This window comes from Vibrio misgurnus, assembly GCF_029635775.1.
Classification (GTDB): Bacteria; Pseudomonadota; Gammaproteobacteria; order Enterobacterales; family Vibrionaceae; genus Vibrio; species Vibrio chanodichtyis.
Window position 1 is genome coordinate 1,714,642 of the sequence record NZ_CP113241.1, and the last position, 13,043, is coordinate 1,727,684.

General features: G+C 46.5%; 9 protein-coding genes. 4 read left to right on the top strand and 5 right to left on the bottom strand.

What is annotated here, in order from left to right:
* Nucleotides 1–140 precede the first annotated feature (140 nt).
* Entirely contained in the window at nt 141–1,811 is a 1,671-nt protein-coding gene (gene glnS, locus OOK74_RS07890; RefSeq protein ID WP_278182540.1) for a glutamine--tRNA ligase, read from the bottom strand.
* Nucleotides 1,812–2,113: 302 nt separating this feature from the next.
* Nucleotides 2,114–3,601, bottom strand: coding sequence for an N-acetylglucosamine-specific PTS transporter subunit IIBC (nagE, locus tag OOK74_RS07895; protein WP_166014631.1), 1,488 nt, complete (start codon nt 3,599–3,601; stop codon nt 2,114–2,116).
* A gap of 718 nt (nt 3,602–4,319) precedes the next feature.
* On the opposite strand from nagE, the gene nagA reads away from it, so the two are divergent.
* The 4 genes from nagA (at nt 4,320) to asnB (ending at nt 10,216) form a co-directional block, all read left to right on the top strand.
* Nucleotides 4,320–5,456 carry an N-acetylglucosamine-6-phosphate deacetylase gene (gene nagA, locus OOK74_RS07900; protein WP_166014630.1) on the top strand — a complete coding sequence of 379 codons (1,137 nt, stop codon included), beginning with the start codon at nt 4,320–4,322 and terminating at the stop codon, nt 5,454–5,456.
* A 2-nt stretch (nt 5,457–5,458) separates the two neighbouring features.
* Entirely contained in the window at nt 5,459–6,673 is a 1,215-nt protein-coding gene (gene nagC / locus OOK74_RS07905) for a DNA-binding transcriptional regulator NagC (RefSeq protein ID WP_166014629.1), read from the top strand.
* A gap of 93 nt (nt 6,674–6,766) precedes the next feature.
* On the top strand, nt 6,767–8,353 hold the full coding sequence (locus tag OOK74_RS07910; protein WP_166014628.1) for a cation:proton antiporter family protein: 1,587 nt from the start codon (nt 6,767–6,769) through the stop codon (nt 8,351–8,353).
* Between the two features lie 198 nt (nt 8,354–8,551).
* Nucleotides 8,552–10,216, top strand: a complete 1,665-nt coding sequence (asnB, locus tag OOK74_RS07915; protein ID WP_166014627.1) for an asparagine synthase B — start codon at nt 8,552–8,554, stop codon at nt 10,214–10,216.
* Nucleotides 10,217–10,328: 112 nt separating this feature from the next.
* Here asnB and rfaH read toward each other — a convergent pair whose 3' ends face one another.
* The 3 genes from rfaH to adk all read right to left on the bottom strand — a co-directional run bounded on the left by rfaH (nt 10,329) and on the right by adk (nt 12,693).
* Nucleotides 10,329–10,826, bottom strand: coding sequence for a transcription/translation regulatory transformer protein RfaH (gene rfaH / locus OOK74_RS07920; RefSeq protein WP_278182541.1), 498 nt, complete (start codon nt 10,824–10,826; stop codon nt 10,329–10,331).
* 118 nt (nt 10,827–10,944) lie between these two features.
* Nucleotides 10,945–11,928, bottom strand: a complete 984-nt coding sequence (gene hemH / locus OOK74_RS07925) for a ferrochelatase (protein WP_278182542.1) — start codon at nt 11,926–11,928, stop codon at nt 10,945–10,947.
* 120 nt (nt 11,929–12,048) lie between these two features.
* Complete coding sequence (gene adk / locus OOK74_RS07930; protein ID WP_278182543.1) at nt 12,049–12,693, bottom strand: adenylate kinase; 645 nt, start codon at nt 12,691–12,693, stop codon at nt 12,049–12,051.
* Nucleotides 12,694–13,043 lie beyond the last annotated feature (350 nt).

Genomic DNA, 13,043 nt, shown 5'->3' on the forward strand with positions numbered 1-13,043 from the left:
CAGGCAAAAAATGTGTCATGACCGGAATAATCGCAGCAATCTCACACAAATTTCAGCGCTAACCTCAACCAAATTTATTTTCACCGTAAAAAATAAGCCAGCACTGTGGCTGGCTTAGCGAACAAAACTAACCGTTTTGATTACTGTTCATCGATTTTTGCAAAGCTATCACGTAAACCGACCGTGCGATTGAACACCAATCTTTGTGGCGTAGAATCTTGGTTATCGGCACAGAAATACCCCATCCGCTCAAATTGATAACCGCACTCCGGTTGGGCGGCAAGCAAACTTGGCTCAACATAACCTTGCACTCTGGTTAATGATTGTGGGTTAATTGTAGCCGCAAAGTCATCGGCAGCGGCCGGATTTGGCACAGTGAACAGAGGCTGGTACAGACAAAATTCAGCAGCGACACCCTGTTCTGCAGATACCCAGTGGATCACCCCTTTCACTTTACGTCCATCGGCTGGATTTTTACCCAAAGTTTGTGGATCGTAAGAGCAGAAAATAGTGGTGATATTGCCTTGTGCATCTTTTTCGATACGCTCAGCTTTGATCACATAAGCACCACGCAGGCGAACTTCTTTGCCTAACACCAAACGCTTGTATTTCTTGTTGCCTTCTTCACGAAAATCTTCGCGCTCAATCCACAATTCGCGCGTAAATGGCACTTCGCGCTCACCCATCTCCGGTTTATTGGGATGATTGGCTAAAGTTAGGGTTTCTACACTTTCCGCGGCGAAGTTCTCAATCACCACTTTAACTGGATCCAGCACCGCCATCGCACGCGGGGCATTTTCATTCAGGTCGTCACGAATACATGATTCTAACGCACTGTATTCAATCATATTTTCTTGTTTAGTCACCCCAATCCGTTTACAAAACTCTCGAATCGCACTTGGGGTAAAACCACGGCGACGTAAACCGGAAATGGTTGGCATGCGCGGATCATTCCAGCCAGTAACCAGTTTTTCAGTCACTAGTTGGTTGAGTTTACGCTTAGACATCACCGTATATTCAAGGTTTAAGCGGCTGAATTCATACTGGCGTGGTTGGCAAGCAATCGTAATATTATCCAGAACCCAGTCATACAAACGGCGGTTATCTTGGAACTCAAGAGTACAGATTGAGTGAGTGATCCCTTCTAGCGCATCGGAAATGCAGTGAGTAAAGTCGTACATCGGGTAGATACACCACTTATCACCGGTTTGATGGTGAGTGGCAAAGCGCACGCGATACAACACAGGATCACGCATCACAATGAAAGAGGAAGCCATGTCGATTTTGGCGCGTAAACACGCTTGGCCTTCAGCAAATTCACCGGCACGCATTTTTTCAAACAAGGCCAGGTTTTCCGCCACGCTACGATCGCGGTATGGGCTGTGCTTACCTGGCGCAGTTAAGGTGCCACGGTATTCACGAATTTGTTCAGGTGTCAGCTCATCAACATACGCCAAGCCTTTTTCAATCAGCTCAATCGCATACTTATACAACTGGTCAAAATAATCCGATGAGTAACAAACCTCACCTGACCACTCAAAGCCAAGCCAAGTCACATCTTTCTTGATTGACTCAACGTATTCGAGGTTTTCTTTTTCTGGGTTGGTATCATCAAAACGCAGATTACACTGGCCCTGATAATCCTGAGCAATACCAAAATTCAGACAGATTGATTTCGCGTGACCGATATGCAGGTAACCATTCGGCTCCGGCGGGAAACGAGTATGCACGGTGGTGTGTTTACCATCCGCAAGATCTTTATCGATAATTTGGCGGATAAAGTTCGATGGACGAGCCTCAGCTTCACTCATCTATAGCACCTCAAAATTCATTTAGTATTGTCAGAAAGCGTTTCTGTCTCTTGCGCGGCAAAAATTTGCGTAGCGTAGCATAGGCTAGAAAACAGAAAATATTGCCGCTAATCATCCACAATTCTTAGCGTTGGCACAATAAAAACTATGGATTTGTTGTGATTATTTCTATGGTTTGCTGGTTATATCGTCGCTCACTCATCAAATGACGGGTAGCGGTCACCGGTTGTCGCTTGGCAAGCGGTAACGAAAAAGCCTCCGCTTTCGCGAAGGCTTGAAGTATCTCTAAAATTGATCAACGACTATGGCAGTTTTACAGCTGAGAGATCATCGTTTGGGTTGATATTTTTCATTTCACCCGCCACGATTTCGGCTAGAGGGCCAAGGATCACTTGCAGGTTATTGGTACCCAATTTCACCACACCCATTGCACCCAATGCTTTTAAAGTTTTCTCATCAATTACGCTCATATCGTTAACCGATAGGCGTAGACGAGTGATACACGCATCAATGCTTGACAAGTTAGCATGGCCACCCAGAGCTTTCAGGTACTGTTTTGCTAGCTCAGAAGACTCTTTTGCGCCAGAGATTTGATTGTCGCTGTCATCATCTTCACGACCTGGTGTTTTCAGACCGAATTTTAAAATTGCAGTGCGGAAAATCACATAGTACAGAGCAAAGAATACCAGACCTTGTGCAATCAGCATGTACCAGTTAACGGCTAGAGGGTTGCGAGATGACAACACCATATCGACCAGACCGGCTGAGAAACCAAAACCTGCAATCCACTGCATTGAAGCGGCGATGAACACTGACAGACCAGTTAACGCTGCGTGCAGTACATACAGCGCTGGAGCTAGGAACATGAATGAGAATTCAAGTGGTTCAGTTACACCAGTAAAGAATGAAGCAAAGCCTGCTGCGATCATGATCGAAGCCACTTTTTCTTTATTCTTAGCTGTAGAGGTGTGATAGATAGCCAGTGCCGCACCTGGTAGACCAAACATCATGATTGGGAAAAAGCCCGCTTGGTACATACCGGTAATACCTGGGATACCCGTACCTTCAGCGATAGATTTTGCACCACCTAAGAAGTTAGGAATATCGTTGATACCCGCAACATCAAACCAGAATACTGAGTTAAGTGCGTGATGTAAGCCAACAGGGATTAATAAACGGTTAAAGAAGGCATAGATACCCGCACCAGCAGAGCCTAAATCTTGGATAGACTCACCAAATGTCACCAGACCGCCATACACATGTGGCCATACGTACATCAGGATAAAGGCAATGAAGATACCCGCGAAAGAGGTCAAGATTGGTACCAAACGTTTACCAGAGAAGAACGCCAACGCTTTGTGCAGCTCAACACTTGAGAAACGGTTATAGATTTCCGCCGAAACAATACCGACTAAGATACCCACAAACTGGTTGTTAATTTTGCCAAACGCAGCAGGCACAGCACTTGGATCAATACCTTGAATTTGTGCAACCGCTCCTGGCGACAGTAGGGTTGTCACCACTAAGAAGCCAACAAAACCCGATAGTGCCGCTGCACCATCTTTATCTTTAGACATACCGTACGCGACACCGACCGCAAACAGTACTGACATATTGTCGATAATCGCAGCACCCGCCTTGATCAAGAAAGCGGCTAATGCACTGTTTGCACCCCAACCATTAGGGTCGATCCAGTAACCGATGCCCATGAGTATTGCAGCGGCAGGCAAGGTGGCAACCGGTACCATCAACGCCTTACCTACTTTCTGGAAGTATCCGAGAATATTCACCTTAAGTTCCCCCTATAGGATTTTTATATAGTATTAGAAGACTTTTTTTAGCCTCCCAATTTAGTCCAAGTCAGTTTATGACATTAATTTTGCTCCGCAAATTAAAACCTCATCATTTGTGATCCTAATCACCAGACGCGGGCACAATACAAGGATTTTGCTAGCCAGATCATAAAACTTATTTTAAGATACAAAAAAACAACCTTGATACACTAGTATCATAGCGTTTGTTGGTCAGACCTCCATCGTGTTACACTATTAAACATCGCTTTACGCACTTAATTAACCAGGTAAAGCTCGATAAAAAATAGCCAGACCAGCACTTATTTTTAGCCGCAGTTACTGTCGGCTTCAGCAAAAAAGATAATTCGCGTCTTGATTAAAGTTCGCTAACTAAGTGAAAGATACCCAAACTCCTTGGAGTTGCAGGTAAGCGGCAAGTGATTGAGTCCCCATGAGCATAGGCAAACTATGTGATTGGGGTGAGCAAACGTAGCCAACACCACTGCAGCTTCAAGCAGAAAGGGGATACACGTTTTAGTGGCGTCATCTTGTCAAGTCGCTATGCCCAAACCTCTTGGTGTTGCAGCTAAGCAGCAGATCCGTCCCCATGAGCATAGCAACAGGCTACGACTGGGTGAGCGAAGGCTGCTCGACAATGTCAACGAGTAAGGGAAGACACTGAATCTAAAAATATTGACAAGAGGATTAGCTGATCATGTACGCGCTAACTAACTGCAAAATCTATACTGGCAATGATGTACTAATAAACCACGCGGTGGTTATCCAACACCAACAAATCGAAGCGGTTTGCCCAGTCGCGTCTTTGCCTGCGGATATTAAAGTGATTGACCTACAAGGTGCGAATCTTAGCCCTGGTTTTATCGATTTACAGCTCAACGGCTGTGGTGGAGTGATGCTCAATGATGAGATCACGGCAAAAACCATCGATATCATGCACCAAGCCAATTTGAAATCTGGCTGTACTAGCTTCTTACCGACCCTGATCACCTCTTCTGATCAAGATATGCGTCAAGCGATTGCAGCAGCTCGTGAGTATCAAAACCAATATCCGAATCAATCGCTCGGTTTGCATTTAGAAGGCCCTTACCTCAATGTGATGAAAAAAGGCATTCACAGTGTCGATTTTATCCGCCCTTCTGATGACGAAATGATTGAAACCATGTGTGCCAATCGCGATGTGATCGCCAAAGTGACTCTAGCGCCGGAAAATAACCGACCTGAGCACATCGAAAAACTGGTTAAAGCCGGGATTGTAGTTTCTATCGGCCACACCAACGCAACTTATGCCGAAGCACGCCAAAGCTTTGAATCTGGCATCACTTTCGCCACTCATTTATTTAATGCGATGACGCCAATGGTGGGTCGTGAACCCGGCGTAGTCGGCGCAATTTATGATACGCCAGAAGTGTATGCGGGGATCATCGCCGATGGCTTCCATGTTGATTACGCCAACATCCGAATTGCTCATAAAATCAAGGGCGATAAGCTAGTATTAGTGACCGATGCCACAGCTCCTGCAGGCGCAGAGATGGATCACTTTATTTTTGTTGGTAAGAAAGTATATTACCGAGACGGCAAATGTATTGATGAAAATGGTACACTTGGCGGCTCAGCCCTAACCATGATTGAAGCAGTTCAAAATACGGTTGAGCATGTAGGGATCGCTTTAGATGAAGCGCTGCGAATGGCGACTTTGTATCCAGCCAAAGCAATCGGTGTTGATGATAAATTAGGTCGTATCAAAAAAGGTATGATCGCCAACCTGACTGTTTTTGACCGCGACTTCAATGTTAAAGCGACAGTAGTTAACGGACAATACGAGCACAATTAATAATGAATGGCGGACAAATTGGTAACGTAGATTTAGTTAAACAACTAAATAGTGCAGCGGTTTACCGCTTGATTGACCAACAAGGACCGATCAGTCGAATCCAAGTGGCTGATATCAGTCAGTTGGCTCCCGCCAGTGTTACTAAAATTACCCGCCAACTGCTTGAGCGCGGCCTGATTAAAGAGGTCGCCCAACAAGCTTCGACGGGTGGTCGACGAGCGATTTCGTTAACCACCGAAGTACAACCCTTTCACTCTATCGCGGTCCGTATCGGCCGCGACTATATCCAGCTCAGTCTGTATGACTTGGGCGGAAACTCGCTGGTTGATGAGCACCATGAGTTTCACTACCACAACCAAGAGGTGTTGCTGACCAACCTTATCAAACGCATCCAACAATTTGTGCAACAACATAACGCTCTGATTGAACAATTAATTGCGATTGGTGTTGCACTACCTGGTTTGATTAATCCAGAGACGGGCGTAGTGGAATACATGCCCAATGTTGAGATCAATCAACTACCGCTTGGTGCTGCCATTCGTGAACAGTTTGCGGTGGAATGTTTTGTCGGTAACGATGTACGCGGTATGGCGCTGGCCGAGCATTATTTCGGAGCCAGTCAAGACTGCCAAGACTCGATCTTAGTTAGCGTGCACCGCGGTACAGGGGCAGGGATCATCGTTAACGGCCAAGTATTTTTAGGCTATAACCGCAACGTTGGTGAAATTGGCCATATTCAAATTGATCCACTAGGTGAACAGTGCCAGTGCGGCAATTTTGGGTGCCTAGAAACTGTCGCCACCAATCCAGCGATTGTTTCACGAGTTAAAAAATTGATCGCACAAGGCTATGAATCATCACTGGCTAATTTATCCAGCATCACGATTGATGAAGTTTGCCAACATGCCAATGCAGGTGATGAACTGGCTAAACAAGCGCTGGTGCGAGTCGGCAATCAACTCGGCAAAGCGATTGCCATTACCGTCAACCTGTTTAACCCACAGAAAATTGTGATTGCCGGACAAATCACCGCCACCAAAGAGATCGTGTTTCCTGCCATTCAACGTAATGTCGAAAATCAATCACTAAAAACGTTCCACCAACATTTGCCTATTGTCGCTTCACAACTCGATAAGCAACCAACCATAGGTGCTTTTGCAATGATCAAGCGCGCGATGTTAAATGGCGTTTTGTTACAAAAATTGTTGGAAGACTAAGCTTTTTAGTTAAATTTGAGCAACAGATTAACCTATAATGGCGGTGGTATGTAATACCACCGTTTTTTTATTATTAAATTAAGAACATAGCTCATGGATTTGATACTTCTTTCTGCGGCTTTTCTAGCCGGATTTATCGCTTTAAAGTGCCATTTACCCCCACTGGTCGGCTTTTTGATCGCCGGATTTGCCCTCAATGCTTATGGATTTACAAGCAATGCGACCCTTTCGACCTTGGCGGATTTAGGGGTCACTCTGCTTCTGTTTACCATCGGCTTAAAGCTGGAGGTCAAAACTCTGCTCGCGAAAGAGATCTGGGCCGGTGCGACCATCCACAATTTGCTCTCGACCGCACTATTCACGATTTTATTGTTGATCTTCAAACAACTAGGACTCACCAGTCTGGCCGAGCTCTCGTTGGATAAACTGCTTTTGGTCGGTTTTGCCCTGTCATTCTCTAGTACGGTTTTTGCGGTAAAATCGCTACAAGAAAAAGGTGAAATGAATGCCACCTACGGCACGCTGGCGATTGGTATTCTGGTCATGCAGGATATTTTTGCAGTAGTGTTCCTCACCGCCTCCACTGGCAAACTGCCAGAGTGGTACGCCATTGGCCTATTCATTCTGCCGTTACTACGCCCACTGTTTTATGAACTATTAGATTGGGTCGGCCATGGTGAAATGCTGGTCCTATTTGGCATTTTCTTTGCGCTAGTCGTTGGCGCAGGCAGCTTCCAACTGGTTGGTATGAAACCCGATCTTGGCGCACTGATTTTAGGCATGATGCTCGCCAGCCATCATAAAGCCTCGGAATTATCCAAAGCCCTATTCAATCTCAAAGAAGTATTCTTAGTCTGCTTCTTTCTCAATATCGGACTGTCCGCCCAACCGACCAGCACCGGGATCATGCTTGCGCTGCTGTTACTGCTGCTGCTGCCAATCAAAGGGGTTCTGTATTTTTGGGTCATCCATCAATTCCATTTCCGGGTGCGCACCTCATTGCTTGCGTCATTCTCACTGTTTAACTTCAGTGAATTTGGGCTGATTGTCGGTGGACTGGCGTTCAAAATGGGCTGGATCAACAGTGATATTCTGGTCGCCCTAGCGGTTTCGGTGCCTTTATCGTTTATTTTAGCCGCGCCAATTGAACGTAAAGGTCATGCCATATACCAGCGTTCAGCCAGATGGCTGAAAGAGTGTGCCGCCGAGTCACTGCATACCCGTGATCGGCTGATTGATCCTGGTACAGCACAAGTGCTGATTTTAGGCATGGGCAGGATCGGCCGTGGCGCTTATGAAGAGCTCACCTCACGGCATGGCGAGATCTGTCTCGGGGTCGAAATTCGTGAAGATGCCGCAATTAGCCATCGTGAACAGGGACGCAATGTGATCTCTGGTGATGCAACCGACCCTGATTTTTGGGAGCGCATTTTTGACACCGGAAAAGTCAAACTGGTGTTACTGGCGATGCCCCACCATCAAGCTAACCAAGTGGCACTTGAACAATTACACAAACGCCATTACCAAGGACAAATTGCCGCGATAGCAGAGTATCCAGATCAGATCGAGAGCCTGCTTGAGCAAGGAGCTCACGCGGCATTCAACATTTACAGTGAGGCGGGTACTGGTTTTGCACGCCATGTATCGGAGCAACTCAAGCCAAACTTTACCAAACGCTAGTCAGGCATAGGGCGAATTTCGCCCTATCGTCTATTTTCCCATCAATTATTAAACCGCATCTAACCAAACCAACAAATAAATAGAAAAAATTTAATCAAAATCTTTTTATTCAAAATAAAACCTAAGCAAGGGTTGCGATTTTTAATCAGAATGGCAAATTAATGCCAACAGATTAAAAAACATTTAAAAGGAATTGATATGTGTTCTATTTTTGGCATCTTAGACATTAAAACCGATGCAGCGGCATTACGACCAGTGGCACTGGAAATGTCGAAAAAACTGCGCCATCGTGGCCCTGACTGGTCTGGGATCTACGCCTGCGACAAAGCCATTCTGGCTCATGAACGTCTGGCAATTGTCGGTCTGAGCAGCGGTGCGCAACCCCTGTATAGCCCAGATCGTAAGCTGATCTTAGCGGTCAATGGTGAAATCTATAACCACAAAGAGATCCGTGAGCGTTACCAAGGCCAATATCAATTCCAAACTGACTCTGATTGTGAGGTGATCTTAGCTCTATACCGTGATAAAGGGGTTGAGCTATTAGAAGAACTCAACGGCATTTTCGCCTTCGTCCTCTACGATGAAGAAAAAGACCAGTACCTGATCGGCCGTGACCATATTGGCATCATCCCGCTTTATCAGGGCCATGATGAACACGGTAACTTATATGTCGCTTCGGAAATGAAAGCACTGGTTCCGGTGTGTAAAACCTTGAGTGAATTTCCTCCTGGTAGCTATTTAAGCTCACAAGATAAAACCGCGACGCGCTACTACGTGCGAGACTGGAACCACTATGATGCAGTAAAAGACAACGTCAGCAGCAAGCAAGAACTCACCCAAGCGTTAGAAGCCGCAGTAAAACGTCAACTGATGACCGATGTGCCTTATGGGGTACTGCTGTCTGGTGGACTCGACTCATCAATTACCTCAGCGATTGCGAAACGTTTTGCCGCCATGCGAATTGAAGATGATGAGAAAACCGCCGCTTGGTGGCCACAATTGCACTCATTCGCGATTGGTTTAGAAGGCGCGCCAGATCTCAAAGCGGCGCGTGAAGTGGCAGAGCAAATTGGCACCGTTCACCATGAAATGATCTATACCCTGCAAGAAGGATTAGACGCGATCCGTGATGTGATTTATCACATTGAGACTTATGACGTCACAACGATTCGAGCCTCAACCCCGATGTTCTTAATGGGCAGAAAAATCAAAGCGATGGGGATTAAAATGGTGCTTTCTGGCGAAGGGGCAGATGAAATCTTTGGTGGCTATCTCTATTTCCACAAAGCCCCCAACGCGCAAGAATTCCATGAAGAAACGGTTCGCAAACTGCTAGCACTCAACCTATTTGACTGTGCTCGCGCGAACAAATCACTGGCGGCTTGGGGCGTAGAAGGCCGTGTTCCCTTCCTCGATAAAGAGTTTATTGATGTCGCGATGCGCCTCAACCCACAAGATAAAATGTGTGGCAACGGTAAGATGGAAAAACACATTCTACGCGAATGCTTTGAGGATTATCTGCCGGCGTCGATTGCATGGCGTCAAAAAGAGCAGTTTTCTGACGGCGTCGGTTACGGCTGGATTGATACTCTGAAAGCCACTGCGGAAGCCAAAGTCACTGATCAACAGATGGAGAGCGCCTCATTCCGCTTCCCTTACAACACGCCGACCACCAAAGAAGGCTACGTGTATCGAGAAATTTTTGAAGAACTGTTCCCACTTGAATCAGCAGCACGCTGCGTACCGGGAGGCCCATCCGTCGCTTGCTCTTCCGCGAAAGCCATTGAGTGGGATGAATCGTTTAAAAACTGCATCGATCCATCCGGTCGTGCGGTGAAAGCGGTGCACAAACAGGCTTACTAAGTTTTAATGCGTTCACAGCAAACTCAAATAGAACGCAGATAACAAAAAAGCCAGAGTCGATCCGATCGCTCTGGCTTTTTTATCGTGTGCAGCGCAGAAAACTCACTCAGCGTTAGGTGATTTCCCAATCCGTATTTTCAATACTGATCGGTACTTGCTGACTGATCATGTTAACCAGCATAATCGAGCGAGTTTCGCCATCCGGTTGCTGATAAATAGCATCAATCCCAGCAAACTGGCCTCGGGCAACGTGTACCATTTGTCCTTGCTCTGGCAACTGATTAACCACTTGGCACGATTTTTCAGCATCAAGCAGCTTTAATTGATCAATCAGTTCTGCTGGCACTTCATGTGGGATGAGCCCCAAGCGTACAAAATCCACCACTCCTCGCGTTGAACGCACAGTGGTAAAGCAAGGACCCAATTCAAAATCAAAGCGCACAAAGAGATAGGATGGAAACAGTGGTTCCAAGCGCTTTTGCTGCTTACCTTTGTGAATTTTCTCCACCCATATTTTCGGGTAGAAACACTCGACACTCTGATTATCCAAGTGCAACTGCGCGCGCTGCTGCTCACCGCGCTTACAGTAAAGTAAATACCAACGTTTCATATTTATTCTTATCAGCCAACTTTTTTGGGCATGCTATCACACCCAACTGACAAAGGTGAAATCAGCCATTAAGCGCCATTGCACTAGATTGCCATACCAGCACACCAAGGGGGATTTTCTAATACTCCATGATTGGCTTGCCAATATTCGTATTGACCAGATCCGCCATCAGGGCAATATGCGGCGAGCTATCGTTTAAACAAGCGATGTAATGGAAAACCTCACCACCATGGTGCAGGAAAATGTGCCGATTCTGCTCCGCGATCTCTTCTAACGTTTCTAAACAATCGACTGAAAAAGCAGGACAAATCACATCCAGCTTTTTCACCCCCTGATTGGGCAAGGCTTGCATGGTTTGGTCAGTATAAGGCTGCAGCCATACTTCCTTACCAAACTGCGACTGGTAACTCATCATCACCTTATCCGCCGCTAACCCTAACGCCTCAGCCAGTAAGCGAGTGGTGGTTTGGCACTGTAGGGGATAAATATCGCCATGATCGGCATAGCGCTGCGGAATACCATGGTAAGAGCAAAGTAACAGATCACCTTGTCCATGTTGCTGCCATGAAGCGCGAACACTTTGCGCGAGCGCTTGGATATACAGCGGATGATCATGATAATCGGGAATAAATTGCAACTGAGGGACTACAGGTAATTGGCGCAACGCTCGTGCTAGACCATCAAATACCGCCGCCGTTGTCGTAGCGGAATATTGCGGATAGAGCGGTAGCACAACAATCTGCTCTACGCCTTGCTGCTGCAACTTACGTACACCGTCCAATAAGCTCGGCTGTCCATAAGTCATACCCAGCTCGACTGGAAATTGAGTTAGCTGTGCCAGCTTTGCCTGTTGACTGAGCGAATAAACCATCAGTGGCGAGCCTTGCTCCATCCAAATCGACTGATACAGCTTAGCCACTTTCGGTGCACGAGTCGGCAAAATAATCCCATGCAGCAATGGACACCATAACCAGCGATTCATATCCACCACCCGCTGATCATGTAAAAACTGGCTCAAGAACGCTTTCACCGCTTGCGTCGTTGGTGCATTAGGCGTACCCAAATTGGCCAGCAAAATACCGACTTTTTTATGCTGATTCATCGCTTCCTTCAATAAGCACAAGGCTAAGATTATCGTTCTACGGATTAAAGTGTATAAAAAAAGCGGCATCACTGCCGCTTTATTTGACCTATCAATCCAATCAGATAATCGAAAGAATTATTACGCCAAAGCGTGAGCGATGTCAGCACTCACTTCGCTCACTGGTTTAGTACCATCAAACTTAATATATTGAGTATGACCAGCCGCAGCTTCTTTACCGTAGTAATCAATCAGCGGCGCAGTTTGGGTGTGATAAACTTGCAGACGTGCGCGAACGGTCTCTTCTTTATCATCTTCGCGGATCACTAAATCTTCACCAGTCACATCATCTTTACCCGCCACTTGCGGTGGATTGTAAACTACGTGGTAAGTACGACCTGAAGCAATATGCGCACGACGACCGGCCATGCGCTCAACAATCACATCATCAGCCACATCAAACTCAATCACATAATCGACATTGATACCCATCGCTTTTAAGCCATCCGCTTGTGGGATAGTGCGTGGGAAGCCATCAAGCAGGAAACCTTTCTCACAATCCGCTTGAGCAATACGCTCTTTGATCAGACCTAAAATGATCTCATCTGAGACTAATTGCCCGGCATCGATTACCGCTTTCGCTTGCTGACCAAGCTCAGTGCCCGCCTTGATGGCTGCACGCAGCATGTCACCAGTCGAAATTTGTGGGATCGCAAATTTGTCCATGATGAATTGAGCCTGTGTGCCTTTACCTGCACCCGGAGCGCCGAGAAGAATGATGCGCATGTTTTATCCTCATACTAATTAATTTTTATACCGAAGCTCACAGCGCTTGCAAAAACTCACGGTAAGTTTCGGTATAACAGACAGAACAGCCCGCACAGCGAGCTGGCGTGCAAAAATACACGCGTTAATGACCACATTCAAGTGCGGCATTCTACCACACAAATTTGCCCGCATAGCGGCCACTGCAAAAGAATGTGATACCCCAAACAACGTGGAGTTGCAGGTAGGCGGCAAGTGAGTGAGTCCCCATGAGCATAGGCAAACTATGTGATTGGGGTGAGCGAACGTCGCCAACACCGCTGCAGCTTCAAGTAGGAAGGGGATAACCCAAACCTGCATCCGTCAGCTTG